This window comes from Corynebacterium sp. TUM25020 (genome assembly GCF_056388495.1).
Map to the genome: position 1 here is coordinate 592249 of NZ_JBWJFG010000001.1, position 26236 is coordinate 618484.

Here is a 26236-nt window from a genome sequence, read left to right on the forward strand (position 1 = left end):
CCGGGAAGAATTGTTCCATGCCTCGACCAAAGCACTGCCTCTGGTGCGGCAGGGAAGTTGTACCTGGCCCGACGAATCGACCGCGTAAATATTGCGGCCAGTCTTGTCGCCAGCGCGCTTATGAGCAGCGTGCCCAGCTTGCAGGCACGTCGATTCCCAAAGATTCCATCATTCTGCCGGCTAGCGCAGTCGAGCAGTTTCACGATCAGCTATTCGAACTCCGCTGCGCAGCCGAAGACCTGTGCACCGCGGTGCAGGAAGGGGAGCCGGCCGAGACGGTGGAGGAGTTGGCGTCAGAACTAGATGCCCTGGCTCACCGCGTCGAGCAACTTCGAGGTCGCAGACGCTAAGGGTTATGCTATAGAGCATGCGTAAGGGAATCATCACTCTCGCCGTTATTGGCATGGTCGTTGGCGTGCTGATGGCCTTCGGGCCACTGGTCGTGAATTTCTTTAGCGACCGCGGGCTCCGCACCGCGGACATTACCGCAGGTGGAGAGCCTGCTACCGTGGCCATGGACGGCACCTGGCATGTGGTGAGGGGAGCCGGCGACAATGTCTCGCAGGCTGGCTACACGTTCGACGAGAAGCTCCCGGCGGGTGCCAAAACCACCTCGGGTCGCACGGAGGACGTCAAGGGAGACTTCAAGGTCAAGGACAAGAAGCTCACCGAAGGTAAAGTCACCGTCGATGTCGCCAGCATCAGCAGTGACGTTGAAAAGCGCGATATCAACGTACGCAAGAGTATTTTGCACACCGATAAGTTCCCGGAAGCCTCGTTTACGCTGACTAAGCCCGCAGATGTCTCCAAACTGCCGGATGATGGCACGACCGATACTGTGAGCGTCACCGGCGATCTGGAACTCCACGGCAAGAAGAAAGAAATGACCGCCGAGTTGAAGGTTCTGCGCACTGGCGAGCATGTAATCCTGCAGGGCAACATTCCGTTTAAGCGTTCTGATTTTGACATCGCGACTCCACAGTTCGTCGCCGCGACGATTGCAGACCAAGGCACTCTGGATGTGCTGCTGGTACTAGAGCAAGTTAAGTAGGCTTAGGAGCTATGTCTCCAGAGTTACTGAAATACTCGCGCATCATGCGCATCGTCGTGCTGTTGTTCTTTATCGGCTATCTGCTGTGGAAGGGCACGACGCTGACGTATGTCTTCGCCGCGTTCTGCGTGCTATTCCTGGCCGCCACCTGCTTCCAGCTGTGGCAAGCCAGCAAAAGCCGATAATATACATTATGACACTTTAGCTTCCAATCACGTTCGGCATTGCTGCGCTTCCTTCCACCGAGCCCTGCAGCTGCCCCACTGGCGCCTCGCATGTCCGCCCCAGCGGTTCGCCGCGGAAACGCTGCAGAATGAAGTCGATACCAAAGGCACCACCTGTCACCGCCTGAATGAAGTGATTGTATTCGCCCACCGGTGGCATGATGTCGTCGCGGTATTCCACCTGCGCACCTTTCGCGCACCACGTGCGAGCTAGTTCCTTCGCCTGGTTGTATTCAACGTTCTTGTCGTGACGCCCAGATATCACCATCACCGGCGCCACCGGACGCTTAAGTCCAATGCGCTGATCCTCCATAGCTTCCCGCGCCTCGGGCATCTCCTTCAACAATTCATCGAGCGTTTTGCCCGACTTTGTCCACTCGCTGGTCTTCTTGTGCCCGTATTTGTCCGTAATCTCCCCGGTGCACATCGTGGATAGATCCTTCAGCGCCTGCTTGCCCTCTTCGTTGAGGTGCTTATCCAACAGCGGCTGCAGGTGCGGATAGCGCTCCAGCAAGCCGTTAATCGTAAAGCCGATCGCCCCCATAAGATCCGAACCGTCAATGTTTCGCTGCACCGCCTCCAAGTCCGCCGGCGGCGCAGACGCGTAGGCACCCACCACATTGAGCTCCGGAGCGTACTCGCCCGCCGCCTCGACCGCCGCTGCAGATGCGCCGCCGCCCTGCGAGTGCCCGTAAAACGCCACCGGACCGTCGCCCACACCCGCAGCCCGCGCTGCATCCAACATCGCGTGCGCCTGGTCATCCCGGTTCATATATGTGTGCACACCCGGGGTGCCCATGCCGATATAGTCGGTCACCACCACACGCACGCCCTTAGAGGCAAATACCCAGTCGTAGATTCCCTCCAGGTTCACCAAACGCTTCGACTTGATCGGATCCGGCTGCCCATCCAGAGGCCAGTTCTTGCTCGGCGCACATTGGTCACCCTGCCCAACCGTTCCGCGGCCAATGACGACCGTTGGGCGTGGCCCCTTGCCTTTCCACTCCACCACCGGCTCCACAATATAGCCACTGACCTGCGCTTTCTCCCCCTCTGAGGTGGTCGTCGTGTACTCGATCCGATCCACCGTCTTCGGCATTCTCATATGCAGATCGCCGAACACATTGGAATATGCGACCTTCTCCCTCTTCGTCACTTCCGCCGCCTGAGCAGGCGTAGCGAATCCGACAATTGCAATGGCTGTAGCGCATGCTAGCGCTGTCGTTTTTTTGATCATTGCTTAGTTCTAACAAACCAACTACCCCCGTTGGGGTAAAAACAGAAAACTTAGCCAAAGGAAACTAAGGGCGTCAATAAGTTAAGTTCATGGACCTAAGCCACATCCGCATCGGTACAGCATCGGCGGGACTACAGATCGAAGGATCACCCCGCCCCAACAATTGGAGCGAATGGATCGCCAAAGACGGCACCACTCCCCACCCCACCACTGACCACTGGCGCCGCTGGCGCGAGGACAACCAGCTCATGAGCGACCTCGGACTACAGATCGCGCGCGCCGGCGTGGAATGGTCGCGCGTCGAGCCCGAGCCCGGCCGCTACAACCACGAAGCCCTGCAACGCTACCGCGAAGAGTTCCTGGACCTGCGGGAACGTGGCATCGAACCACTCGTTACGCTGCATCACTTCGGCCATCCCGCGTGGTTCGAAGCCAGCGGAGCGTTCACCCGCGAGGCCAATGTGGAGATCTTCCTCCGCTATGTCGACGTTGTCTTAGACCACCTCGGCGACATCGTGCGCGACTGGATCACCATTAATGAGCCTAATGTCTTCGCTACCGAGGCCTATCTCTTCGGCTCCACCCCACCCGGCCGCGGCGGCCTCGCTAAAGTCCGTCCATGCTTGCGCAATATGGCGGCCGCTCACCTACTCGCCTACCAGCGCATCCACTCCCGCCTCGAGTCTCCGCGCGTAACTTTCGCCCACCACCGGCGCGTCTTCGCCCCCATGAACCCGCGCAACCTCCTCCACCGCGCCCTTACACCCCTGGTCGAGTGGCTATTCCAGGGCGCAATCGAACCCGCGTTCTTCGAGGGGCGTTTCCACCCCCTACTCGGCCGCCCAGACATCGAAGTTCCCAGCGGCGGGGTCTTCGCGGACGCTGTGGCCATCAACTATTACTCGCGCACAGCAGTTCGCGGTTTTTCCGACGCCACGTTCCCCGGCACCCCAACCAATGATCTCGGCTGGGAGATCTACCCGCCGGGGATTTCCGAGGTCTCCGGCGAATTGGCACGCCGCTACCAGCTGCCCGTGTGGATCACGGAAAACGGCACTGCCGATGCCCACGAGCGCTTCCGCTGCGCTTTCATCCTGGACCACCTGGCAGAGCTGTCCCGTATGCCCGAGGTCGAGCGCTACTACCACTGGTGCTTCGTCGACAACTGGGAGTGGTCGGAGGGCATGGCGCAGAAGTTCGGTGTGGTGGATATAGAACGGCAGGTCAAACCCGCGGGGCGACTACTGCAGGAACTGATCCGCGAGGGTGCTATTACCCCAGAAATTGATGCGAAGTTCCGTGAGGAAGGCCACTAATGTTGCAAACACTCACCGCCGCCGAACGCGAGCCGCGACTGTTCTATTGGAAGTTCGGCATTGCTTTTTTCGGTTCAGTATTTTCCTGGGCTGGACCGACGCAGCTTTTGCTGGGGTTGCAGATGATCCAGCTGCGCCCGGATACCAAGGAAGATTCCCTGGCCCTGATGATGATGCTGGGCGGAGCCACTGCCGTCGTTTCCAGCCTGCTGACCGGCTATATTGCAGACCGCAGCTGGTTTTGGGTGAATCGCTGGGGTAAGCGCCTGCCATGGGTGTTACTAGCGGCACCGCTGGCCACCCTGGGGTTGCTGCTGATGTCTTTTACGCCCAGCTTCTGGGTTCTGACTGCACTGTGGTGCCTGGTGCAGGTGTTCGTTGCTTTCGTAACGAATAACCTCATGACGGTCACCGCCGATGTTGTGCCGCAGGAGAAGTTCGGGTTGGTTTCCGGAATCGTGGGCGCAACATACACATTTGGAATTGTCGGCGGAACCGCAGTTGCGACGGCTTTGCCGATTCAGCAGGCGTACTGGGCTGTCGGCGTCATTTCCCTTCTTTTCATCTTCCAATTCGCAGTCGGTCGCGGCCGCGTTGATGTACACGTCCGACCGCATAATTCGCTGTCCGTGACGGTCGGCGGTGAGGGGTCGTATCGCAACTATTGGCTGGTCTTTTGCAGTCGCTTTGTCATCCACCTCGCCAACTACACGAGCCTGTTTTATCTGCTGTACTATCTGCGCGACCACATCGGCGTACCAGATCCGGATGCGGGCGTGCTGGCGCTCACCGCCCTGTATGCGGTGTTCACGATCATCACGGCGATCGTCAGCGGCAATCTTTCCGATCGCTTGGGACGGCGCAAGATTCTGGTTATCACTTCCGCTTTCGGAGTCGCCATGGCCACGGGCTTGATGACGGTCGCCAGCGGCATGGGTCTCGTGTATGTCGCGGCGGCACTGCTGGGGATTAGCTGGGGCGTGTTCAGCAGCGTGGATCAGGCCATGGTCAATGAGTCGCTGCCCAGTAAGAGGAACCGCGCGCGCGACGTATCACTGATGTCGCTCACCCAGGGAGTGAGCAACATGTTCTGCGGCGGTCTGGCCGCCCTTGCCCTAAGACATTTCGACTATCCGGGAATGTTCCTTATGTGCAGCATCATCTGCATCGTCGGTGCTGTGATGGTGCTGCCTGTGACCTCCTCAAAGTAAAAACTAGAATGGTGGTTCCTCTTCGCTGAATGTCCGCGCCACCCGCGCTTTCCGAATACCCCGTTCGGCGAAAGTCTCGCGAGCCAACGGCCCGCCGGGCACGGTCACGATCTCGTGTCCGTCTCCATGAGAAGTCCACACCTCCGTGCCATCCGCATGCAGCTCAACGTCCCAAGTGCCGGCTGTTTTCAGGCGATGATGCGTGCGACACAGCAGGTGCATGTTCGCAGTGGTCGTCGGCCCTCCATTCGCGTGGCGATGCACATGATCGACATCACAGGCGTATCCCGGAACATCGCATCCCGGAAAGCGACAGTGCCCATCACGCCCGGTTACTGACGCCCGCAGCAGCTCCGTCGGCTGGTAGCCCTTCGTTGCGGTATAGCCGGGGGCTGCCAGGTGAGTGACCTTCGCGAGCCACTTACGGCTGGCAACGTCGCTCAACCAATGGTCTTCGGCGAATACCCCGCCGGGTTGTGGGTCGACGGCCTTATATAGGTTCAAAGTGACCTCGGTGGTGATGTTCTGTTCGAGCATCGCCAGAAAGGCCTCGCCCATTGTGCAGCTGTGCCTCTTAGAGGCCGCCTTAACAGCCTTGTGCAACTCCACACCCTTCAGCCGCGGAACGGTCAGGGTAAAGACCGTTGTTTCGCATCTGCTGCGGTCTATAAAAAGCTCAGGAGAGTTTGTATCCATGGGCAGAATGTCATCCGGCCGGCCAATGACTGCTTTGATCTTGTTGTAAACCGCCCGTGGTGTGGGCACTTGCTGATTCGGGCGGGTGGGGCTCAACGCCTTGAGGATCTCTTCTTCCACCTCAGCCCTTTCGCCGGGCGCGACTGCCTCGACCGCTTCGGTGACCTGCTGTATGTGCCGAATCGAAAATGCTCCGCACCGGAATAGCTCGTGAATACGCGGGAAAGCCTGAAGCATCAGGCCTGCGTCAGCATAGTTGGTAGCTACCACTTTGCTAATACCGAAGCGCACCGCAATCTTGGAAACATGATCCGGAACGAGGTCGTCGAGCGTCGGAGTAGACTGCTCCACCATAGTCAAATGGGTCAGGTTCAATGACCGCGATGTGGCAGTCAACGGGTCATCGGAACACGCAAGGCGGTAGTAAGGCTCGGCAGTATCGGGAGGTCTTGTGACTGTATTGGCAGTGGTGAGTGTGGTGGTCATACACATCCCCTTTTGGTGAACTAACAATAGTTTAGAACACCCATTCTACATTAGTCAATACCTTTACCAAATAAAATGCTAACTCTTTAGTTTAAGTAGAACGCGTTTTCTAATTAGAAAGCCAACCTTCCAGCCCGCCGACATTCATGTACAAATGAAGGTATGAGCACTTTAGACCTCTCACAGGAAACCGTCCTCATCACAGGCGCCAGCTCAGGCCTAGGCAAAGAATTCGCCTCCCAGCTGGCAGCAAAGGGCGCGAATCTCGTGCTGGTCGCACGCCGTCAGGATCGGCTGCACAAGATTGCGGCCGAAATTAAGAGGCGTCACAAGGTCAAGGTCGAAGTTATAGCGAAGGATCTATCCGAACATGGCGTGGCCGGCGAGATTTCATGGGAGCTGTCCACGCGCGGGATCACGGTAACCTCGCTGATCAACAACGCAGGCTTCGCGAACTACGAGTCTTTTAGTGATATCCCGACAGATAGCCTGCGCGCAGAAATCGCGGTCAATGTCCACGCACTAGTGGAGCTGACTCACATGTTTCTGCCACGATTCGAAGAGCGAGGCAATGGGTTCATCCTCAATGTGTCATCCATTGCAGGGTTCCAGCCCTCCCCTGGCATGGTGGTCTATGGTGCGACGAAGGCGTTTGTGCTGTCGTTTACCGAAGGCCTATACGCTGAGCGAAAGGGCTCTGGCGTACGAATCATGGCGCTGTGCCCGGGGCCAACCGAGACGGAGTTTTTCCGAGTCGCCGGCAGTGACAGAGCCGACGGCGGGCTCAAGCGCATGAGCAGCCACGATGTCGTGACGGCGGGAATCGAAGCACTGCTGCGCAAGTCGCCGCCGCCGTCGGTAGTCGCGGGCGCGCGCAACAAGGTGCTAACAAGCATCTCGCAGCGCATGCCACGGCGCGTCATGACGGAAGCTATGGCGCGGATAATGAAGCGGCAAGGTTAAGAAGTAGCCGCTCGTCGCGTGCTACGAGCTGTACACCAACGGGCAGGCCATCTCTTCCTCTACCTGCGGGGATGTTCATCGCCGGATGCCCGGAAACGTTCCACAGCGCTGTGAAGGCAACCGAGGGCAAACTCGCGATCTGTGCCGCCAACATCCCCTTCCCGGAAAGCACACCAGCGCGCGCCGGGCGCGAGGCCACCGTTGGTGTAAGAAGCACGTCAACGTCCTCGAACACCCGGTCCAGCTCCTCCCCCAGCTCGTCGGAGAACTTCTCCGCCCAACGCAGCACCGGCCCCTGTGCCCATGCACCTGCCAGGCGCGTAACTTTGTGGCGCCCCTCGATGCGTTCGGGATACTCCAGCCCGGCGATCTCCTCCCGAATCCCCGCGAAAAACTGCGTGACGAAAGCTGCCGTCGGATCCTTGTGCCGCAGCGCATAGTCGCTCACAGTGTGTCCCAGCCCTCGCAGCTGATCGGCAACACGGCGTACTGCCCGGACATGGTCGCGGTGTGGTGGGGTCAGTGGCGTTGCCGGTTGGAGGTTTACGCCAATCCTTAATGACGCCACCTCAGATTCGGTGGCTTCGGAGCCAGATAGGGCGTCAAAAAGAAGGGCGCAGTCGCGTGCAGTACGGGCGATGGGGCCAGCAGTGCCGAGGCGGCACCACAGTTCACCGGGGAGAGTACCGCGGGCGGGTTTGAGGCCAAAGAGACCGCAATGGGCCGAGGGGATGCGGATAGAACCGCCGCCGTCGCCACCAACGGCGAAGGGCACCCATCCAGCGGCAACGGCCGCCGCGGAGCCTCCGGAAGAGCCGCCTGGGGTGAAGCGTGGGTTGTGCGGGTTGCGGGTGATACCGCGAGCCTCCGACTCGGTGAAAGGGAAAGCGCCAAAGGCAGGCATAGTGGTTTTGCCCAGGATGATCGCACCGCTGGCGCGGAGTCGGCGGACGATCTCGTCGTCGGAGGCCGCGGGCGTGGGGTTGGCAATGGTGCCGTAGGTCGTGGGCACCCCGCGGACATCAACTTCTTCCTTGATGAGCACCGGCACGCCATGCAGTGGTGCGCCACTGACTAGAGCTCAGCAATGGTCGCCTTCAGGTTCTCGCCAACACGCTTGCCGGAGTGGATGCAGCCTCCGAGGAAGGTGCCTTCAAGGGCATTCTTGCCATGCATACCGCCGCCACCGAAACCGGCGACCTCGCCTGCGGCATAGAGGCCAGGCAGCACCGATCCATCAGAGCGCAAGCACCGTCCGGAAAGATCGGTCTCGATGCCACCGAGGGTCTTGCGGGTCAGGATGTGCAGCTTGACGGCGATAAGCGGCCCCTTCGACTCGTCGAGTAGGCGGTGCGGCGCGGCACAGCGGACAATCTTGTCGCCGAGGTACCCGCGGGCAGTGCGGATGTAGTTGATTTGCGCGTCCTTGCTGAAGTTATTGTCGATCTGCGAGTCACGATCTTCGATGATGCGGCGCAGGTCGTGTACGTCAAGGGCGGGTGCATCGTCATCGGCGATGGCGTTCATGCCCTCGACCAGGGAACCGAGGTCGTCGGCGACCACCCAGTCCTCGCCGTGGTCCATAAAGGCCTTGACCGCAGGGTGCGTGCCGGGGCCTACCTTGGAAAGCAGGTTCTTGACCTTCTTGATGGTCAGATCTGGGTTCTGCTCGGAGCCGGAGAAAATGAATTCCTTGTCGGCGATCGTCTTGTTGAGGATGAACCAAGAGTAGCTGTGGCCCGTGGTGCCGATGTGCTTCATGGTGGAGATTGTGTCGCCACCCGGGATGAGGTTTGAGGGGAATCGCTTGCCGGTCGCGTCAATCCACAGCGAGGACGGGCCAGGGATGATGCGAATGCCATGGCCAGGCCAGATGGAGTTCCAGTTCTTCATTCCCTCGGTGTACGCCCACATACGGTCGGTGTTCACCAGGTTCGCACCGGCATTATTGGAGATTTGGATCATGCGGCCGTCTACGTGGGCGGGCACGCCGGTAACCATGTCATTCGGCACCGGCCCCCACTGGTCGGTCGGCCAAGCGCGGCGTACGAGATCCAGGTTGCCGCCGATTCCTCCGGAGGTCACGACCACCGCACGTGCGCGCAGCTCAAATTCGCCAACGGTGTTTCTCGATGACGCCACGCCGCGGTCCAAATCGCTCGGTTCCAGCACGCTGCCGCGCACGCCGACGACGGCGTCATTTTCTAGGATGAGTTCGTCGACCTGGTGGCGGAAGCGGAACTCGACTTTGCCCTCAGCCTCGGCGGCTTCAATGGGCTCGCGGAAAACGCGAACGACCTCAGGGCCAGTACCCCAGGTGAGGTGGAAACGCGGTACGGAGTTACCGTGGCCGCTTGCGTCGCCGGAGCCGCGCTCGGCCCAACCGACGGTGGGAAGAACGTTGAGACCGAGAGCCTTGAGGTAGTCGCGCTTTTCCGTCGCGGCGAAGCGGACATATTCCCTACCCCAACGGCGGGGCCAGTAGTCGTTGTTGGAATCGTCGTACTGCGCTGAGTTCTCCCAGTCGCGCCAGGCCAGCTCCTCGGAGTCCTTTACGCCCATCAGCTTCTGTTCCGGGCTGCCCACGTAGAACAGGCCACCCAGCGACCAAAAAGCTTGTCCGCCCAGGTTGTTACGGTTTTCCTGATCCAGGATCAGGACCTTCAGCCCCGACTTCTGCGCCTCATAGGCAGCGACAAGGCCGGCTAGACCGGCGCCAACGATGATGACATCGGGGTTGGTGGGAGTAGTCACAGGAGGGATCCTCTCGAAGGTCAAACACGAATAGTTATTATTACGCTAAAACTATCCGGTGATCTCCGGAGGGAAAATCGGAAAACTACTTCGGCGCGAAAACAAATTGGACGCAGCCGATATCCCCCGTGGTTGCCAGAGCCTCATGCAGCGCCAGCTGGTAATCCCAGAGCCTGCGGAAGACTGGGTCGAAGCCCGCTGCGGCGGCTTGGCGTTCGCGGGAGAGGAAGTTCGCGCGCCACAGTGGCAAGGTCGCACGTAGGTGGCCGCTCAGGTTGTTCTCTGCGACAACGGTAAGTTGAGTGTGCTCGGCCGTGACTTCGCGCACTTGCTGGGCTGTGGGGTACTCCAGGGCAGGCCATACGTATGCGCGCATGACGTCTAGGGATTCCTTGGCAGTCTCGCGGAGCTCGTCGGTGGCGACGATTGACTGGATTACTGCCAGACCATCGTCGGACAGCATGCGATCCACTGCCTTCAGGTAGTGGCTGAGGCCACCCAGCCCCAAAGTCTCCATGCGCTCAACAGAGAAAATGGCCTCGTAGCGCCCCGACCATTGTCGGGGGGAAGGTACTGGACCGGCGATAACCTCCACATTCACCGCACCCCCTACCCCGGCGGCCCGCACACGGGCATGCACAGCATCGGCGTGGTCTTCGTCGCTGGTCAGCACATCCACACGTGCGCCGCGCTGAGCAGCCTGTACTGCCAGTTGGCCTCCGGAGGACGGCATTTCCAATACGCGGTCGCCTGGGCCGACTTCGGCCTCGTCGAGCATGGTGGTGATACGACGCCGCTGGGCGTCGTCGAGATCCTGGCGATCTACATCATCGGGGTCGCCGAACCAGGTGAAATCGATCCCGTGGTCGTGGGCGCTTGTACGCGAGGCGCTGCTGAACTGCGCTGCACCAGTTGCCCGGGTAGCGCCCGCATAAAGCTCAACGAGCGCCTCGGGCAATTCGCCCGGTACGGGACCGCGGCGCCTGGGCGTGCGGCGAGCGAGGAACTCTCCCATTTTGCCCTCGAAGGGCCTATCCAGAAGCGCCCCCAACACCTCCGGGAGAGGCTCAGCCGTCCATTCGCCGGCCATGTACCCCTCCGCTAGACCGAGCCACCCCTCCGCGACCATCCGATCGATCACCTGGCCATCTCGAACGACCATGTGCGGCACCGTGCCGGCGTCCAGAGAAATACCGTGAGACGAAAGCAGCGCTTCCAAGCGCGAGGTAACAGCCTCGGCGCGGCGACCCATAAAGCGTGCCTGTGGAGTGGCCACGAGGTGCGGCCAGCGCTCCTCATCGATGTACGGAGACGTCATCCTGCCTTCCTTTAACACTGCAACTCCCCCCGAAGTTACTAGGAAAACAACTTCTTGCTCTCGAGGCGCAACCGAAATGGGTTGAATTTTTCTCAACCCGGGGGCTCTCGGTGTGAAGGCCAAGCCTGAACCAATTAAGATGGTGCCGGATAACAACCATATTTGAGGAGAAGCAACTACATGACCAGCGCATCTAACCGCCACCACGTCGTAATCATCGGCGCGGGGTTCGGCGGCCTCTTTGCGGCTAAGAAGTTTAAGAACGAAAACGTCAAGGTCACCATCGTCGACCGGACGAATCACCACCTGTTCCAGCCGCTGCTGTACCAGGTTGCGACCGGCATCCTCTCCGAAGGCGAGATCGCGCCCTCCATTCGCCAGATCCTGGCTGACCAGGACAATGTCCGTGTGGTCAAGGGCGAGGTTCGCAACGTCGACATCAACGAGCAGACCGTTACCGCCGATCTGGGTGGCATGGATGCCGTGTTGAAGTACGATTCCCTGATCCTCGCGGCGGGCGCTGGCCAGTCCTACTTCGGCAATGAGCAGTTTGCAGAGTTCGCGCCGGGCATGAAGTCCGTGGACGACGCACTGGAAATTCGTGCCCGCGTGACCGGCGCCTTCGAGCGCGCCGAGATCACCTCCGACCCGGAGGCGCGCAAGCGTCTGCTGACCTTCGTTGTTGTCGGTGCTGGCCCGACTGGTGTGGAGCTGGCCGGTCAGCTGGCCGAGATGTCCCACCGCACCCTGCGCGACGAGTTCCGCGAGATCGACACCGAGGACACCCGGATTCTGCTGATCGACGGTGGCTCGCAGGTGCTGGCGCCGTTTGGCAAGCGCCTGGGTCGCAAGGCCGCCCGCCGCCTGGAAGATCTGGGCGTAGAGATCATCCTCAACTCCCTGGTGACCGATGTCTCCAAGGAAGGCGTGCGCTACAAGGACATGAAGACCGAAGAAGAGTACTTCATCCCCTCCTACGCCAAGATCTGGTCCGCCGGTGTGGCCGCTTCCCCACTGGGCAAGCACGTTGCCGAGCAGGCAGGTATCGAGGTCGACCGTGCGGGTCGCGTGCCGGTGAACGATGACCTGACCCTGGGCGATTACCACAACATCTTCATCGTGGGCGACATGATGAGCAAGGACCGGCTGCCGGGCGTAGCTCAGGTCGCCATGCAGGGTGGCCAGTACGCCGCTACCACCATCCTGGACGAGGTCAACAACGGCACTTCCCACGAGGGTCGCGTGCCGTTCAACTACTTCGACAAGGGCTCCATGGCCATCGTTTCCCGCTTCAACGCGGTGGTGAAGATGAACAAGGCCGAGGTTTCCGGCTTTATGGGCTGGGTCATGTGGCTGGTTCTGCACCTGCTGTACATGGTTGGCTTCCGCAACCGTGCAGTCGCTGCATTCAGCTGGGGTCTTAACTCCGTGTCCCGCCGCCGCTGGCAGTTGGTAGCTACCCGCCAGCAGCTGCACGCACGCAACGCACTGCGCAAGCTGCGCGAATTGGAGGACAAGGAAGGCACGCGCTCCATCGAGGTGCGCGACAACCTGCGCTTCGGCGAGGGTCGCGATACCCGCGCGGTCTCTGACTAAGCCTTCGGCATATCCGGCACAACCTGCGTCTTGAGGAAAGTCAAGGCGCAGCATTTGCCGGTTTTTTCATTTACGTGCTCGATGCGGAAAAGGTGCGTGGTGCGCCCGGTATGCTCTGCTTCCGCGGTTGAGACAATGACGTCGCCTTTTACCGACGGACGCAGAAAGTGCGTCTGATTCGAAGTTCCGACCACGGCCGGTCCGGCACCAGCGGCGACGAAGCTGGCCATCGAGCCGGCGGTCTCCCCCAGGCTCGCGTAAACACCACCATTCGTCACTCCCCACGGCTGCAGGTGATCCTCGGTGACTTCGAGTGCCAGCTGCAGCTTCTTCGGACCAATGGCGCGGTATTGCACACCTAGGGTGCGGTCAAGCGTCGGATGCTTCTGGAGCAGCTCGTTGAGGGTAGAAATCTCCTCGCCGGTCAGTTCCCGCTCGGTGGCTTCGCGACTTAGTTCAATGAAAATATTGGACATGCGCCTAAGCCTAACCAACTCTTCGCCCTGTAAGATGTAAAACCATGACTACTGCTGAAGGAACCGCCCAGATTGGCGTTGTTGGCCTGGCCGTCATGGGGTCCAACATCGCCCGGAACTTTGCCAATAACGGTCACACCGTGGCCGTCTACAACCGCACTACCGCGAAGACCGAGAAGTTCATGGAGGACTTCGGCGACACCGGCAACTTCGTCCCGTCCGAGACGATCGCCGATTTCGTTAAGTCACTGGAGCGCCCACGTCGCGCGCTGATTATGGTGCAGGCGGGTGCTGGTACTGACGCCGTCATTTCCCAGCTCGCCGAGGAAATGGACGAAGGTGACATCATCATCGATGGTGGTAATGCGCTGTACACCGACACGATCCGCCGTGAAGCGGAGATGTCCGAGCGTGGACTGAACTTTGTTGGCGCAGGCATCTCCGGTGGCGAGGAAGGCGCCCTTAATGGGCCGGCTATTATGCCCGGTGGCCCGGCGGAATCCTGGGAGGCTCTGGGCCCACTGCTGGAGTCCGTAGCTGCGAAGGTCGATGGCACCCCGTGTGTGACGCACATTGGTCCGGATGGCGCCGGCCACTTTGTGAAGATGGTTCACAATGGCATCGAGTACGCCGATATGCAGGTCATTGGCGAGGCTTATCAGCTGCTGCGCTACGGCGCGGGTATGGAGCCTGCGGAGATCGCAGAGGTTTTCAAGAATTGGAACGAGGGCGACCTCGACTCCTATCTGATCGAAATCACCGCCGAGGTGCTCTCCCAGGTGGATGAGAAGACCGGCAAGCCACTGATCGATGTCATTGTCGATTCGGCAGGCCAGAAGGGCACCGGCCGCTGGACGGTAAAGGCCGCTCTGGATCTGGGCATCCCCACCACCGGCATCGGCGAGGCCGTTTTCGCCCGTGCTTTGTCCGGCGCTCGTGAGCAGCGCGACGCCACTATCGGCAACCTTCCTGCTGGCGAGCTCAGCACTCTGGATGTTCCGAAGGAAGAGTTCATTGAGGATGTCCGCCGCGCACTCTATGCCTCCAAGCTGGTGGCCTACGCGCAGGGCTTCGACGAGATCAAGGCTGGCTCCGAAGAGCACAATTGGGGCGTGGATCCCCGCGACCTCGCCACCATCTGGCGTGGTGGCTGCATCATCCGCGCGAAGTTCCTCAACCGCATCCGCGAGGCCTACGATGCCAACCCGGAGCTGCCCTCCCTGCTGCTGGATCCGTACTTCAAGGGCGAGCTGGGCGGTTTGATTGATTCCTGGCGTCGCGTAGTCATCCTGGCTACCCAGCTGGGCCTCCCGGTACCGGTATTCGCATCCTCCCTGTCTTACTACGATTCCCTGCGTGCCGAGCGTCTTCCGGCGGCACTGATCCAGGGTCAGCGTGATTTCTTCGGCGCGCACACCTACCGCCGTACTGACCGCGAGGGGTCTTTCCACACCCTGTGGTCCGGCGACCGTAGCGAGGTCGAAGCGTAATTGTCCCGATCAGAGTTCGGAAAGCTCGGGCTCGATGATTGCATCACCAAAGAGCTTTCCGCCGAGGGAATAACTAAGCCCTTCCCTATCCAGGCTGCGGCCATCCCCGCGGCCGTCGAGGGGCGGGACGTGCTAGGCCGTGGACCGACGGGTTCCGGCAAAACATTTACGTTCGGGCTGCCGATGATTCAGCTTCTGAGGCGGGGGGCGTCACGACCCAAAAAGCCCCGTGGTGTGGTGCTCGTACCGACCAGAGAGTTGGCGACACAGGTGCGTTCGCGGCTGGATCCGATTGCGAACGCAGCAGGACAGCGTCTGCTGGAAGTCGTCGGCGGGGTGAAGATTCAGCGGAATATCACTGCTCTGGCGAGACCCGTGGACATTCTCGTGGCGACGCCGGGGCGCGCACTGGATCTGCTGCGGCAGGGCATGCTGGACTTTAGCGACGTGAAGGTCGTCGCTATCGACGAAGCCGACCAGATGGCCGACATGGGCTTTCTCCCCCAGGTGACTAAGCTTCTGGATGACATGCCGAAGAACGCTCAGCACCTGCTGTTTTCCGCCACCTTGGATGGCGATGTACAGGTGCTGGTGGATAAGTACATGCGGGATCCGGTGACCCACTCCACGGGTGAAGCAACCGCCAGCGTGGACACGATGCGGCACCTGCTGGGGGTGGTGAATAGCCGTGAAGAGCGAAACGAGCTGGTCATCGCAATTGGAAAAATGCGCAAGCGAACAGTAATGTTCATGCGCACGAAGTATGCGGTAGACCGACAGGTTAAGAAGCTAGTGCGGGCAGGTGTCCCCGCCGTGGGCATTCATGGCAACAAGGGACAGAACACACGTCAAAATGCGTTGAACCAGTTCACGCAAGGCGAAAATTCCGTGCTGGTCGCCACAGACATCGCTGCCCGGGGTATCGATGTCAAAGACGTGGAGCTGGTCGTCCATATCGACCCGCCCGCCGAACACAAGGCATATGTGCATCGCGCTGGACGCACCGCGCGCGCCGGAGCCAGTGGCACGGTCGTGACGCTTACGTTCGCAGAGGATCAACGTGCAACCGAGAAGATGATGGCCAAGGCCGGTGTACACCCGACCGTACTGTCGGGTTCCAAGTTGGTTGCCAATTTGAAGAATAGTTAGGAGTCGAAGAACACCCGTGGAAATTCTGCTTTCCGTCGTGGGGCTGATTCTCTTTGTGCTGCTCACAGGCCTTACTGGCGTGTTTGTTGCCGTGGAGTTCGCCATGACGGGTCTGGAGCGATCCACCATTGACGAGCATGCCCGCACCAAGGGCGATGGCACCGCGAAGTTGGTGCAAAAGGCGCATGGGCAGCTCTCCTTCCTGCTGTCGGGCGCACAGCTCGGCATTACAATCACAACCCTGGCCACCGGTTATCTGGCCGAGCCGGTTTTGGCGAAGTTCTTTAATCCGTTGCTGAAGCTCGTGGGGCTTAGCGAAGCGGCGGCCATGCCCATTGCACTGGTCCTGTCGCTAATCGTGGCGACAGTGCTGTCCATGGTGTTCGGCGAACTTGTGCCGAAGAACCTGGCCATTACTAACCCGCTCGACGCAGCACGTGCGACTGTCCGCCCGGTCTGGGTGTTCAACGTGGCGCTGAAGTGGTTTATCAACGGGATGAATAAGCTGGCCAACGCCATTGTGCGGAAGCTGGGAATTGAGCCGGCGGACGAGTTGGCGTCGGCACGATCGGCCGAAGAACTCTCGGCGCTGGTGCGGCACTCGACGGGCAACGGCGGGTTCACCGAGCAGAAAGCGCGAATCCTGGATCTTTCGCTGAAATTTAGCGACGCCACCGCGGAGGATATTATGACGCCTCGGTCGACCGTCGAATCTCTGACTGTGGAAGACACTGCGCAGGATCTTATCGAGCTGGCGCTCGAGACCGGACACTCGCGCTTCCCCGTGACGCGCGGTGATCTGGATGAAACGGCGGGCGTTGTCCATGTGAAGGACGCGCTAACTATCCCCCACGCTGTCCGCCGGACTACCACTCTGAACCAGCTAATGAAGTCCGTGCCCTCCGTGCCGGATTCCTTAAGCGGCGATGACGTGCTGAACCGGGTGCGAGCCGCGGGGTCGCAGTTGGTGATGGTTGTCGACGAGTACGGTGGCACTGCCGGCATCGTGACGATTGAAGATGTCGTGGAGGAGATCCTCGGCGAAGTGTGGGACGAGCACGACGACGTGGAAGAGGACAAGGAAGTCCGCAAGAGCGGCGCCAGCTGGGAAGTTTCCGGACTGGTGCGCACGGATGAGCTACCGGACGCGGTGGGCTACACCGCCCCAGAAGGCGACTATGACACGCTGGGCGGCCTGATTATGGCCACACTGGGTCGAATCCCGAAGGAGGGCGATGAGGTTCTGCTGCCGGTCGGCAACCATGAACTTCTGGAGGGATTTGAAACTGGCATGACCGGACGTTGGCGAGCGACCGTCAAGGAAATGGACAACCGCCGCGTGGACAAGGTTTTGCTGCGCCCGTTGAAGAAAGAGGAGGTTTAAGTGATGGGTGATATCTGGGCTATCGTCCTTGCAATCTTCCTGCTGGCACTCAACGGCTACTTTGTGGCGGTGGAGTTCTCTCTGATTTCCTCGCGAAAAGATCGCCTGGAATCGATGATCGCCGCCGGAAACAAGCGTGCCAAACGCGTGCAATACGCCACGGAACACCTGTCGATCATGCTCGCGGGTGCGCAGTTCGGCATCACCATCGCCTCGCTGCTGCTCGGTAAGGTCGGCGAGCCAGCGATCGCGCACTTGATCGAAGCGCCATTCGAAGCACTGGGAATGCCCGTAGAACTGCTACACCCGGTGGGCTTTACCATCTCCCTGCTGTTGGTGACGATGCTGCACATCATTCTCGGTGAAATGGTGCCGAAGAATATTGCTCTGGCTGGGCCAGAAACAGTGGCAACATTTGTGGTGCCGCTGCACCTGCTGTTCGTGAAGGTGACGAACCCCATCATGCAGCTGCTGAACTGGATCGCGCGCAAGACGTTGAAGCTGGTGGGCGTGGAGCAAAAGGACGAGCTGGACTCCACGGTCTCCCCTTCCGAACTGGCAAGTATGATCCAGGATTCCCGCTCTGAGGGGCTTATCGCACCGGAGGAAGCGAACCGCCTCAACAAGGCGCTGGGTTCTTCCCGCCGTACGCTAGACGAAGTGCTGATTCCCTTCGGCGACGTGCACTGCATCCCCCAGGATGGCCCACGCATGAAGGTAGCCGCCGTGGAGAAGGCAGTGCAGGAGACGGGCTACTCTCGCTTCCCCGTTACTGATGCGACAGGCAAGTGGATTGGCTATGTACACGTCAAGGATGTGCTGGACAACCTGGTAGAGCCCGACGGGCAGCTGGATACGACGGATATTCGTCCGCTACTGGAGGTCAAGGCTGGTTCGAACTTTGATGTTGCGATGCGCAATATGCGTCGTACGTCGAGCCACATTGCCGCGGTAGTGGATGCAAATGGGCAGATCATTGGCATGATCACCCTGGAAGACATCATCGAGGAACTCGTCGGTACCGTTCGCGACTGGACCCATGACTGAGGTTCTACACGACTGGCGCGAAAGGCAGGCGGCCCATAGGGAGCGTGTGCAGCGCCTCACCGAGGGGCACCGCCGGCGCCGCGCACAGGGTGAAAGGCACCCGGTGTGGGACTTTATGTTCAGCTACTACCCCACTACCCCTGGGAAGCTAAGCCACTGGCATCCGGGCGTCAATAAGGCCGTGGTGTGGGATGGTGGCGACGACTTGCCACAGTACAAAGACCACTATGTACGCCAAGGTGATGTGTGGATCCTGGATGTGGAGCGGTACATGGCAGCCAGGGGTAAGACGGTGCGTTATATCGCGCGGCTGTTGGATGCGACGTACCGGCACCCGCCAGTGCTGGGGTGCTTTGGACTGCACGAGTGGGCGATGGTGTACAAGGATGCGCCACGCCACCCCGAGCCGCTGCGCTTGGGAGCCCGGGGTACGGACGAGGTTGTCGAGAAGTCGCAGTTGAGGTGCACGCACTTTGACGCTTATCGCTTTTTTACCGACGCCGCCGCGCCGCGCAACGCCCACACCCCCACCCGCGACTCACAGCCTCAGTTGGAGCAGCCGGGCTGCCTACACGCCACGATGGATCTGTATAAGTGGGCTACGAAATTGGGGCCGCTGGTTCCCGGCGAGTTGTGGCTGGACTGCTTCGAGCTGGCCTGTGATGTGCGTCGGCTGGATATGGAGGCTTCACCCTATGACCTGCAGGAATGGGGTTTTGAGCCGGTGCGGATCGAGACTCCGGCGGGGCGAGCCGAGTATGTCCAGCGGCAAAAGGGGCTAATGGGTCGCGGGCAAGAGATCCGCAAGCAGCTGCTGGCCTACACTGGATAGAAAACTACTGGGAGGACTCGATCGTGGCACGACATGCAACTGGAAAGCAGAACTATCATGTTGCTGGATGGGTCTGGGGTGCCCTGGTGGCCGTGATTCTGGTTGTGGCGCTGGTTGCTGGTTGGATCATGCTGGCTCGAAACAACCAGGATCAGCTCTCAGCACCGGAGTGCCCACAGGGGGATTTTGTGGTGAAAATCTGGGCCGAGAATACGGCGGAGCTACAGGATAAGGTGCGCCAGTTCAATGACGCGAACGAAGTGGAACTGGACCACTGCCTGAAGGCGGAGGCTGTGCAAAAGCCGGATGCGGAGGCCATTGCGGCGTATAAGGCGTGGGGTGAGGGTGGTATGCCAGGTGCTCCGTTGTGGAAGCCGACTGATCGGAGCAAGGCCGAGGAGGCACTGGCGGTCTCTAAGGTGGAGAGCGGAGAAGAGAAAAATGACGTACTGGCTCCGCAGCTGCGGGACCAGTCGCTGCCCGAGTTGGATCAGCGGGCGCGTGGAGCTTTCTTGAGGATTCTTTAGGCCATACGGCGACGGCGGCGCTCGGCCAGCTCGTCGATGGCGGCATCCTGAACAACCTTCTCCGAGGGGAAGGAGGTGATGGTGCCGGTGAGTTCCTTCATCAGACCCGGAACTGCGATGCCGAATACGCCCTGGCCACCGTTGAGGAGGTCGATGACTTCTTCAGAGGAGCGACACTCGTAGACGGTGTGGCCGTCGGATACGAGAGTAATGCCAGCGAGGTCGTCGACGCCCAGGTTTTCCAGTTTCTCGACAGCCTTGCGGATGTTTTGCAGGGAGATGCCGGTGTCCAGCAGGCCCTTGACGATCTTGAGAACCAGGATGTCTCGGAAGGAGTACAGGCGCTGGGAGCCGGAGCCTGCAGCGTTGCGGATGCTGGGCTGGACGAGCTTGGTGCGCGCCCAGTAGTCGAGCTGGCGGTAAGTGATGCCAGCTACCTGACAGGCGATCGGCACACGGTAGCCAACTTCATCGTCGGGGCCATGGACGTCGAAAAGGGCATCCTGCATTGAAAGACTCCTGGTGTAATTTCAATTCTCTTCTAAAGATTAGACCGGTTTGCGGCACAGTCAACCGCTAGCCGGATATTACTTTAACACGAGTCACAAAATTCACACGTGTAACAACACGCGTGTCATTCTTTCAACCAGTCGTCCAGATCGCTCGACAGTCCCAGGCCTTCCCACATCTCTTGGAAATCGGAATCCGCATTGTCGCTAGCGCTGAAGCCCATCTCTTGGGGATCCCAGTCCAAAAGGAAGTCCACTTGGTCGCCATCCTCATCGACTTTCTTGAGCTTCGCTTCCAATTCTTCAACCCAAGCGGGATTCACACGGATCAGTGCATTTTCTACGCCTGGCGCAACCCGCACATCGAAAAGCACACCTGCATTCCACAGCGGCTCCAGAATCGAGGGACGCACGTCGATGAAACGTTCAGACTCCCCTGCCTCGAGCACCAAACCAGCGGTCATTTGCCCTCGGGAGTTGGTGGCGATTCGGGCGAACCACGGGTCACGCGCTTCGTCGTTCTTTAGGATGCTTGCCAGAACTTCCGCATCCGAGGGGCGCCCGCCCAGATCCACGGTGGGTTCAACCCAAATCGGCAGGATGTGGGTGCGTTCGGGCGTCATAAAAATAAGGCAATCGGCCACCGGCTCGCCGCACCCAAGGGCGCTGGCGACCGCGCGGCCAAGAAAGACGACTTCGGTACCTTTATCCAAGGTTGCCCTTCACCAGTGCGGTATTCAGAGAAATGATCAACGCGGACATCTCGCGGGCGGTTTCTGCGGAACGCTGCTGCGCGTTCTCATCGCGGCCATGTGCCAGCGGCTCGGCGATGCGGGAGACCATGTCGTACTGACGGTTCGCAATGGTCAGGAGCGACTTCAGGTGTCGATTATCCAGGCCGTGGTCAGTGAGGCTCTGGGCAATCTGCACGATCTCAACATCGTCGACCGAGTAGAAACCAGCCGGGTCAGCGGTGATCAACCCCATACGGATGAGCGCCCCGGTGAAGGAGTCCTGCACACCTGCACGCGCCGTCACATCAGCACGAGTTAGGCGACGAGACTGGGCACCGCGCATCTGCTCCGGAGAAATAGCACCGGGGGCGGACTTGCGCGCAGCGGTCACGGGGGTGACCTTGCCGGAGTCCATGGCCTCCAGGCGCTCGCGAATAACCTTCAACGGCAAGTAATTATCCCGCTGAAGGGTCAAGATATAACGCAGCCTCGAAATGTCCTCCGGCGAAAAGCGCCGGTAACCGCTTTGGGAACGACGCGGGCTCACCAGCCCCTCGGACTCCAGGAAACGGATCTTCGATACCGTAACATCCGGGAAATCCGGCTTCAGCTGCTTCAGCACGTCGCCGATAGACGACGTCGGCAGAACCTTACCGGCTGGCGAGGTGGAAGGGACTGGAGCGCTAGCGTGGCTTCTCTGTGCGCTCACTGTTCCTTAGGCTTCCTTCGAACCGTTCAGGAACACCAGGCGGAACTTGCCGATCTGGATCTCATCGCCATTGGAGAGAACGGAAGAGTTCTTCGGCTCGCGGTTAACGTAGGTGCCGTTCAGGGATCCGACGTCTACGACCTCGTACTGATCGCCATTACGACGGAACTCAGCGTGGCGACGGGAAACAGTAACGTCGTCGAGGAAGATATCGCTATCGGGGTGACGGCCAGCAGCGGTCGTCTCCTGATCCAGCAGGAATCGGGAGCCGGCATTCGGACCGCGCTTCACAACCAGCAGCGCGGAGCCCTCAGGAAGACCCTCGACACCGGCAGGAGAGGCATCGTGCTGGGAGCCAGACTCCATCTCCTTCAGAAGGTCTGCGCGGAAGACTGACGTGGTCTCGACAGATGCCTCTGGCACTCCGGTGTTATCGCTCATAGCTTTCAAGTCCTCTCATTCGAACTAATTGGTTCGGCTCTAACAATACGTCTAACAATACCCTAAAGCAGTTAGCGGAACATCTGAACGATAGACCCCATTACAGACCCCCCGGAGGAGGACAGCGGGTTATCGTTCACCATGTATGTCCATGTTGCGCTGGGCTTATGCAGCCCCATTTCGCCTAGCTGGGCGCCTTCAGAGGTGATCTCTACCTCGTCAAACGTCTCCCGAGCCTTGTTGACGGCACGTTCAGCCAACTCACCGAATGCGGCGATGGACATACGGTGGAACTCGTCGATCGGCGATTCGCGGGCAATGGCGCGCAGGTGAATCGACTCGCGTACATCATCCAGGTAAGCCAGGTGCTCCGACCATTCGTTATCCAAGTGGAAGAGCATAATTTCGCGGGCGGCCTGCTCCAGAGTTTCCTCGGAGAGTCCTTGCTTCTTCAGCTCCGCAGCACGCTCAACGTTGTGGTAGCTGAGATCATCCCAGGCAGCGCCTGTGTCCAGCAAAGTGTCGCGGCGATCATTCACGATGTCGCGCTGGTCCTTAATGAGCTTGTTGTACTTCCACGTAGTTGCGTGGATGTCGAGCATCTGTCCTTCAGTAACGCGCTGACAGTGATCCACGAACTGCTGAACCTTCTTCTGTGGCAACAGGCCGTCATCCTCGGGCTGCGCCTGCAGCTCCTCCCCTGCGCCACCGATAGCCACCACGTCGTCTTCAAGGGAGACGAAGAAAACCGAACTACCCGGGTCACCCTGGCGTCCCGCGCGGCCTCGCAGCTGGTTATCCAGGCGCTGGGAGCGGAAACGCCCCACGCCTACGACATGCAGGCCACCGGTTTCTACGACCTCTTCGCGCTCAGCTTCGTCTGTACCGCCCAGCTTGATATCCGTACCGCGGCCAGCCATCTGGGTAGAGACGGTCACGCGACCCGGGCGGCCGGCTTCAGCGACGACAGCCGCTTCCGCCTCGTGGTTCTTCGCGTTCAGCACCGAGCACTCCACGCCCGCGGAGAGGAGTGCCTCAGCCAGCTGCTCGGACTCCGCAACGTCCTGGGTGCCCACCAGCTGCGGCTGACCAGTCTTTTGCACCTCGATGATGTGCTTGACCACGGCATCGTCGCGCTCGGCTGCGGAGACATACACCCGGTCAGCCTCGTCGAAGCGAATGTTCGGCACATTCGGCTCGATGACGGAGACCTGCAGGTTATAGAACTGGCGCAGCTGGTCGCCAGCGGCCAGTGCGGTGCCGGTCATGCCACATACTTCGGGGTACATGCCGACCAAAGCCTGGATGGTTACCTGGTCGAGGATGCGACCACCATCGGTAACATCCAGGCCTTCCTTGGCCTCCACTGCTGCCTGCAGGCCATCGGGCCAACGCTGCAGCTCGGCCACGCGGCCGCGGGAGCCGTCAATAAGAGCTACCTTGCCGTCGCGCACAATGTAGTGCACGTCGCGGATCAAGAGGTGTTCGGCGTGCAGGGCAACGTTCACCTGCACCAACAGCTCGCCCTCATCCTCATAGAGGGAATCTACGTCAAGCTCCTTCTCCACGAACTCCGCACCCTCATCGGTGAGGAAGACATTGCGGTGATCCTCGGAGACATGGAAGTGCTTGTCTTCCTCCATCCGCTTGACCAGATCAGTAATGCGGCCAGCGGGGGCGGGCCCGGGCTCGGAACCGGCGAGAACCAGCGGTACAAGAGCTTCGTCCACCATTACCGAATCGGCCTCATCGATGACGGCCACGTCCGCAGGGCTACGCACCTGGTCGGTACGGCGGGTAATGAGCTGATCACGCAGCACGTCGAAGCCCAGCTCGTTGATGGCACCGAAAATAACGTCACGCGAGTAGATCTCGCGGCGCTGATCCGCAGAGAGCTCCTCGTTAATCGCACCATGGGTGAGTCCGAAGAATTCGAACATCGGCCCCATCCAGTCGTTATCGCGGCCAGCCAAGTAGCTGTTGACCGTGATGACGTGCACGCGCTTGCCCTGCAGCGCAAAGCCTACGGCGGCCATCGCGCCGGCAAGGGTCTTACCCTCACCGGTGGCCATCTCCACCACATCGCCGTGCAGCAGGCGGTAGGTGCCCTGCATCTGCACGTCGAAAGGCTCCATGTCCAACGTGCGCGTAGCCACTTCACGCAGGATTCCGAGCAGCGCGGAAGCGTCTTCTACCTGCCCACCGAAGTGGTGGCCATCCTCGCTAGTGGATTGTTTGGTGACCACGTCCGAGGCGGCGTCACGAAGCTCAGCATCGCTAAGCCCCGAATAGCGCGACGAGTCGGCCTGAGCGACCACGGCCCGGCTCTTCTTCTGATTCTTCTTCGGGGAAGATCCCATTGCCTTCCAGAACCAGTCAAATGCCATGTGTGTGCCCTTCGAGTGTGAGATGTAAAAATGTACTGACCACGTTAACCGACTAATGGCAAGAGGCGATCCATGACCCGCACGATTCGCTCCGTTCACGTGACAATTCCCACTGAAAATGGCTGGCAGTTGGCGGGAACGGTGGATATGCCACGGGATGTGGCGATGGAAGAAGCGCCGCGCCGGGCGGTCGTCGCGCACTGCTTTACGTGTACGCGCGGGGCAATTGGGGTGACGCGCATATCCAAGGCACTGGCGCGGGCGGGGTATGCGAGCCTGCGATTCGACTTTGCGGGGTTGGGTGATTCGGAGGGGCGGTTCGAGGAGACGACGCTGGCGACGAACGTGTCCGATGTACAGGCTGCGGCAGCGTGGTTTGGCGGACCGGAGCTTCTAGTGGGGCATTCGCTGGGTGGCACGGCGGTGCAGCGTGCTGCGGCAGACGTTGCCTCGGTGGAAAGCATTGTGACCGTAGGCACCCCATTTGAGCTGCGGGATACCGCGAAGCGGGCGCCGGAGATCATGCACATGTTTAAGCGCCAGCGGGAGCTTTCCCTGGGGCAGGCGCTGCTGGATGAGCTCGCCACGGCCGATTCTGCCGATACCGTTGCCGCTGTTTCTTCTAGTGACGCCACGTCTCTAGTGCTGCACTCCCCCGATGATCTGGTAGTTCCAGTGGCAGAGGCGCATGCGATGCGGGAGGCTTTGCCGAAACCGGATTGGGTGGCGTTGGAGGGCATGGATCACCTGCTTTTGCAAAGAGGATCCGGGCAGCGAGTGGGCGAATTCATCGCAGCATGGGAGAGCTTGCGCCTACAGTAGGGGCATGGCTGAAGAAAAACTGACTTTTATTCCGACCGCCGACCTGGTGGACATCATTGGTAGCGACGTGCGCAGCTGCGATACGCAGTTCCGCGACCTGGGCGGTGTGGTGGAGTTCTGCGGCAAGATCACCACGGTGAAGTGCTTCCAGGACAACGCGCTGCTGAAGAAGGTGCTGCAGGAGGATAACCCGGGTGGCGTGCTAGTGATCGACGGCGATGCGTCGATGCACACCGCACTGGTGGGCGACATCATTGCAGGCATGGGCAAGGATCACGGCTGGGCCGGAGTGGTGGTTAATGGGCCGATCCGCGATTCCAAGGTGATCGGCCAGATGGAGTTCGGCTGCAAGGCGCTGGGCACCAACCCGCGTAAGTCCACCAAGACCGGTGAGGGCGAGCGCGACGTGACGGTGAGCTTCGGCAGCGTGGACTTTGTCCCAGGCGAATACATTTACTGCGATTCGGACGGCATTATCGTTACCGACAAGGCTGTGCAGCCGGTATAAGCAGGGGATTTCATAACGGCGATGGGAGTGGGGTAACCTATCGCCGTTGCCTTTTTTACAGGGCTTCGGCGGACTGTGGCGCAGCTTGGTAGCGCACTACACTGGGGGTGTAGGGGTCGCAGGTTCAAATCCTGTCAGTCCGACCAATTTCATTATTCTGGGGGGCATGACCTCACCATCACCACAGAAAAAGAATAACTCTCCTTGGTGCAGGTATTGGGCTGGCACTGACCTACAAAGAATAACTAAGGCTTCTTTACATATGGCAGGCCTTCGATCACTTCGTCGTTATCAAAAATGACTGAGCGACCGCATCTAAGGCAACCCGTTGTGACGCTCGGTCCACGAGGTTGTTGACTTTGATTCCGG

The 26236-nt window shown here is 60.0% G+C and carries 26 protein-coding genes and 1 tRNA gene; 16 read left to right on the plus strand and 11 right to left on the minus strand.

The window, feature by feature from the left end; translation table 11 throughout:
• The first annotated feature begins 17 nt into the window (after positions 1 to 17).
• Genes AC05K6_RS02665 through AC05K6_RS02675 form a run of 3 tightly spaced genes read left to right on the plus strand, consistent with a single transcriptional unit; the run spans position 18 to position 1236 of the window.
• Positions 18 to 350, plus strand: coding sequence for a hypothetical protein (locus AC05K6_RS02665; protein WP_476727685.1), 333 nt, complete (start codon positions 18 to 20; stop codon positions 348 to 350).
• Positions 351 to 367: 17 nt separating this feature from the next.
• The gene (locus AC05K6_RS02670) at positions 368 to 1051 is read left to right on the plus strand and encodes a YceI family protein (RefSeq protein ID WP_293791206.1); all 684 of its coding nucleotides are present in this window, start codon (positions 368 to 370) and stop codon (positions 1049 to 1051) included.
• An 11-nt stretch (positions 1052 to 1062) separates the two neighbouring features.
• Entirely contained in the window at positions 1063 to 1236 is a 174-nt protein-coding gene (locus tag AC05K6_RS02675; RefSeq protein ID WP_293791205.1) for a hypothetical protein, read from the plus strand.
• 16 nt (positions 1237 to 1252) lie between these two features.
• On the opposite strand, the gene AC05K6_RS02680 is transcribed toward AC05K6_RS02675, so the two are convergent.
• The gene (locus AC05K6_RS02680; protein WP_476727686.1) at positions 1253 to 2512 is read right to left on the minus strand and encodes an alpha/beta fold hydrolase; all 1260 of its coding nucleotides are present in this window, start codon (positions 2510 to 2512) and stop codon (positions 1253 to 1255) included.
• Positions 2513 to 2601: 89 nt separating this feature from the next.
• Here AC05K6_RS02680 and AC05K6_RS02685 point away from each other — a divergent pair, with 89 nt between their 5' ends.
• Entirely contained in the window at positions 2602 to 3828 is a 1227-nt protein-coding gene (locus AC05K6_RS02685) for a glycoside hydrolase family 1 protein (RefSeq protein ID WP_476727687.1), read from the plus strand.
• On the plus strand, positions 3828 to 5039 hold the full coding sequence (locus AC05K6_RS02690) for an MFS transporter (RefSeq protein WP_476727688.1): 1212 nt from the start codon (positions 3828 to 3830) through the stop codon (positions 5037 to 5039). The genes AC05K6_RS02685 and AC05K6_RS02690 overlap by 1 nt, the downstream gene beginning before the upstream one ends.
• Positions 5040 to 5042: 3 nt before the next feature.
• Here the strand turns inward: AC05K6_RS02690 and AC05K6_RS02695 are convergent, their stop codons facing one another.
• Positions 5043 to 6221 carry an HNH endonuclease signature motif containing protein gene (locus tag AC05K6_RS02695; protein WP_476727689.1) on the minus strand — a complete coding sequence of 393 codons (1179 nt, stop codon included), beginning with the start codon at positions 6219 to 6221 and terminating at the stop codon, positions 5043 to 5045.
• A gap of 162 nt (positions 6222 to 6383) precedes the next feature.
• On the opposite strand from AC05K6_RS02695, the gene AC05K6_RS02700 reads away from it, so the two are divergent.
• The gene (locus AC05K6_RS02700; RefSeq protein ID WP_473963324.1) at positions 6384 to 7184 is read left to right on the plus strand and encodes an SDR family NAD(P)-dependent oxidoreductase; all 801 of its coding nucleotides are present in this window, start codon (positions 6384 to 6386) and stop codon (positions 7182 to 7184) included.
• On the opposite strand, the gene AC05K6_RS02705 is transcribed toward AC05K6_RS02700, so the two are convergent.
• From AC05K6_RS02705 to AC05K6_RS02715, 3 genes are all read right to left on the minus strand, one after another.
• A complete protein-coding gene (locus AC05K6_RS02705; protein ID WP_476727726.1) occupies positions 7153 to 8244 on the minus strand; it encodes an amidase family protein in 1092 nt (363 codons plus the stop codon). The two genes, AC05K6_RS02700 and AC05K6_RS02705, sit on opposite strands and share 32 nt — an antisense overlap.
• Positions 8245 to 8258: 14 nt before the next feature.
• Positions 8259 to 9938 carry an FAD-binding dehydrogenase gene (locus AC05K6_RS02710; protein ID WP_448307706.1) on the minus strand — a complete coding sequence of 560 codons (1680 nt, stop codon included), beginning with the start codon at positions 9936 to 9938 and terminating at the stop codon, positions 8259 to 8261.
• An 85-nt stretch (positions 9939 to 10023) separates the two neighbouring features.
• Entirely contained in the window at positions 10024 to 11256 is a 1233-nt protein-coding gene (locus AC05K6_RS02715; RefSeq protein WP_476727690.1) for a class I SAM-dependent methyltransferase, read from the minus strand.
• 180 nt (positions 11257 to 11436) lie between these two features.
• Here AC05K6_RS02715 and AC05K6_RS02720 point away from each other — a divergent pair, with 180 nt between their 5' ends.
• Positions 11437 to 12852, plus strand: coding sequence for an NAD(P)/FAD-dependent oxidoreductase (locus AC05K6_RS02720; protein WP_293791196.1), 1416 nt, complete (start codon positions 11437 to 11439; stop codon positions 12850 to 12852).
• On the opposite strand, the gene AC05K6_RS02725 is transcribed toward AC05K6_RS02720, so the two are convergent.
• A complete protein-coding gene (locus AC05K6_RS02725; RefSeq protein WP_476727691.1) occupies positions 12849 to 13328 on the minus strand; it encodes a PaaI family thioesterase in 480 nt (159 codons plus the stop codon). The genes AC05K6_RS02720 and AC05K6_RS02725 overlap by 4 nt on opposite strands.
• Positions 13329 to 13372: 44 nt before the next feature.
• Between AC05K6_RS02725 and gndA the strand changes: the two genes are divergently transcribed.
• The 6 genes from gndA to AC05K6_RS02755 are packed head-to-tail and all read left to right on the plus strand — an operon-like array spanning position 13373 to position 19757.
• On the plus strand, positions 13373 to 14818 hold the full coding sequence (gene gndA, locus AC05K6_RS02730; RefSeq protein ID WP_476727692.1) for an NADP-dependent phosphogluconate dehydrogenase: 1446 nt from the start codon (positions 13373 to 13375) through the stop codon (positions 14816 to 14818).
• Complete coding sequence (locus tag AC05K6_RS02735) at positions 14819 to 15967, plus strand: DEAD/DEAH box helicase (protein WP_473963330.1); 1149 nt, start codon at positions 14819 to 14821, stop codon at positions 15965 to 15967.
• Between the two features lie 16 nt (positions 15968 to 15983).
• Positions 15984 to 17351: a hemolysin family protein gene (locus tag AC05K6_RS02740; RefSeq protein WP_476727693.1), complete on the plus strand. Its 1368-nt coding sequence runs from the start codon at positions 15984 to 15986 to the stop codon at positions 17349 to 17351.
• Positions 17352 to 17354: 3 nt separating this feature from the next.
• The gene (locus tag AC05K6_RS02745) at positions 17355 to 18398 is read left to right on the plus strand and encodes a hemolysin family protein (protein ID WP_476727727.1); all 1044 of its coding nucleotides are present in this window, start codon (positions 17355 to 17357) and stop codon (positions 18396 to 18398) included.
• Positions 18391 to 19230 (plus strand): 3-methyladenine DNA glycosylase, encoded by an 840-nt coding sequence (locus tag AC05K6_RS02750; protein ID WP_476727694.1) that lies wholly within the window; start codon positions 18391 to 18393, stop codon positions 19228 to 19230. The genes AC05K6_RS02745 and AC05K6_RS02750 overlap by 8 nt, the downstream gene beginning before the upstream one ends.
• A gap of 23 nt (positions 19231 to 19253) precedes the next feature.
• On the plus strand, positions 19254 to 19757 hold the full coding sequence (locus tag AC05K6_RS02755) for a hypothetical protein (protein ID WP_473963333.1): 504 nt from the start codon (positions 19254 to 19256) through the stop codon (positions 19755 to 19757).
• Here the strand turns inward: AC05K6_RS02755 and AC05K6_RS02760 are convergent.
• The 5 genes from AC05K6_RS02760 to secA2 all read right to left on the minus strand — a co-directional run bounded on the left by AC05K6_RS02760 (position 19754) and on the right by secA2 (position 24537).
• Positions 19754 to 20266 (minus strand): MerR family transcriptional regulator, encoded by a 513-nt coding sequence (locus AC05K6_RS02760; protein ID WP_034967731.1) that lies wholly within the window; start codon positions 20264 to 20266, stop codon positions 19754 to 19756. The two genes, AC05K6_RS02755 and AC05K6_RS02760, sit on opposite strands and share 4 nt — an antisense overlap.
• 125 nt (positions 20267 to 20391) lie before the next feature.
• Entirely contained in the window at positions 20392 to 20979 is a 588-nt protein-coding gene (locus AC05K6_RS02765) for a hypothetical protein (protein ID WP_476727695.1), read from the minus strand.
• The gene (gene ftsR / locus AC05K6_RS02770) at positions 20972 to 21709 is read right to left on the minus strand and encodes a transcriptional regulator FtsR (RefSeq protein WP_473963336.1); all 738 of its coding nucleotides are present in this window, start codon (positions 21707 to 21709) and stop codon (positions 20972 to 20974) included. The genes AC05K6_RS02765 and ftsR overlap by 8 nt, the downstream gene beginning before the upstream one ends.
• A gap of 6 nt (positions 21710 to 21715) precedes the next feature.
• Entirely contained in the window at positions 21716 to 22150 is a 435-nt protein-coding gene (gene odhI / locus AC05K6_RS02775; RefSeq protein WP_005294594.1) for an oxoglutarate dehydrogenase inhibitor Odhl, read from the minus strand.
• Between the two features lie 71 nt (positions 22151 to 22221).
• Positions 22222 to 24537, minus strand: coding sequence for an accessory Sec system translocase SecA2 (gene secA2 / locus AC05K6_RS02780; protein ID WP_476727696.1), 2316 nt, complete (start codon positions 24535 to 24537; stop codon positions 22222 to 22224).
• A gap of 72 nt (positions 24538 to 24609) precedes the next feature.
• On the opposite strand from secA2, the gene AC05K6_RS02785 reads away from it, so the two are divergent.
• The 3 genes from AC05K6_RS02785 (at position 24610) to AC05K6_RS02795 (ending at position 26013) form a co-directional block, all read left to right on the plus strand.
• Positions 24610 to 25359 carry an alpha/beta hydrolase family protein gene (locus AC05K6_RS02785; protein WP_473963339.1) on the plus strand — a complete coding sequence of 250 codons (750 nt, stop codon included), beginning with the start codon at positions 24610 to 24612 and terminating at the stop codon, positions 25357 to 25359.
• 4 nt (positions 25360 to 25363) lie between these two features.
• Positions 25364 to 25867 (plus strand): ribonuclease E activity regulator RraA, encoded by a 504-nt coding sequence (rraA, locus tag AC05K6_RS02790; protein ID WP_034967717.1) that lies wholly within the window; start codon positions 25364 to 25366, stop codon positions 25865 to 25867.
• Positions 25868 to 25936: 69 nt separating this feature from the next.
• Positions 25937 to 26013, plus strand: a tRNA-Pro gene (locus AC05K6_RS02795).
• Positions 26014 to 26236 lie beyond the last annotated feature (223 nt).

Bases quoted from the DNA above. Each gene is read 5' to 3' on its own strand.
- AC05K6_RS02665 (WP_476727685.1), top strand. From the start codon at position 18: ATGCCTCGACCAAAGCACTGCCTCTGGTGCGGCAGGGAAGTTGTACCT.
- AC05K6_RS02670 (WP_293791206.1), top strand. From the start codon at position 368: ATGCGTAAGGGAATCATCACTCTCGCCGTTATTGGCATGGTCGTTGGC.
- AC05K6_RS02675 (WP_293791205.1), top strand. From the start codon at position 1,063: ATGTCTCCAGAGTTACTGAAATACTCGCGCATCATGCGCATCGTCGTG.
- AC05K6_RS02680 (WP_476727686.1), bottom strand. From the start codon at position 2,512: ATGATCAAAAAAACGACAGCGCTAGCATGCGCTACAGCCATTGCAATT.
- AC05K6_RS02685 (WP_476727687.1), top strand. From the start codon at position 2,602: ATGGACCTAAGCCACATCCGCATCGGTACAGCATCGGCGGGACTACAG.
- AC05K6_RS02690 (WP_476727688.1), top strand. From the start codon at position 3,828: ATGTTGCAAACACTCACCGCCGCCGAACGCGAGCCGCGACTGTTCTAT.
- AC05K6_RS02695 (WP_476727689.1), bottom strand. From the start codon at position 6,221: ATGACCACCACACTCACCACTGCCAATACAGTCACAAGACCTCCCGAT.
- AC05K6_RS02700 (WP_473963324.1), top strand. From the start codon at position 6,384: ATGAGCACTTTAGACCTCTCACAGGAAACCGTCCTCATCACAGGCGCC.
- AC05K6_RS02715 (WP_476727690.1), bottom strand. From the start codon at position 11,256: ATGACGTCTCCGTACATCGATGAGGAGCGCTGGCCGCACCTCGTGGCC.
- AC05K6_RS02720 (WP_293791196.1), top strand. From the start codon at position 11,437: ATGACCAGCGCATCTAACCGCCACCACGTCGTAATCATCGGCGCGGGG.
- AC05K6_RS02725 (WP_476727691.1), bottom strand. From the start codon at position 13,328: ATGTCCAATATTTTCATTGAACTAAGTCGCGAAGCCACCGAGCGGGAA.
- gndA (WP_476727692.1), top strand. From the start codon at position 13,373: ATGACTACTGCTGAAGGAACCGCCCAGATTGGCGTTGTTGGCCTGGCC.
- AC05K6_RS02745 (WP_476727727.1), top strand. From the start codon at position 17,355: ATGGGTGATATCTGGGCTATCGTCCTTGCAATCTTCCTGCTGGCACTC.
- AC05K6_RS02750 (WP_476727694.1), top strand. From the start codon at position 18,391: ATGACTGAGGTTCTACACGACTGGCGCGAAAGGCAGGCGGCCCATAGG.
- AC05K6_RS02760 (WP_034967731.1), bottom strand. From the start codon at position 20,266: ATGCAGGATGCCCTTTTCGACGTCCATGGCCCCGACGATGAAGTTGGC.
- odhI (WP_005294594.1), bottom strand. From the start codon at position 22,150: ATGAGCGATAACACCGGAGTGCCAGAGGCATCTGTCGAGACCACGTCA.
- secA2 (WP_476727696.1), bottom strand. From the start codon at position 24,537: ATGGCATTTGACTGGTTCTGGAAGGCAATGGGATCTTCCCCGAAGAAG.
- AC05K6_RS02785 (WP_473963339.1), top strand. From the start codon at position 24,610: ATGACCCGCACGATTCGCTCCGTTCACGTGACAATTCCCACTGAAAAT.
- rraA (WP_034967717.1), top strand. From the start codon at position 25,364: ATGGCTGAAGAAAAACTGACTTTTATTCCGACCGCCGACCTGGTGGAC.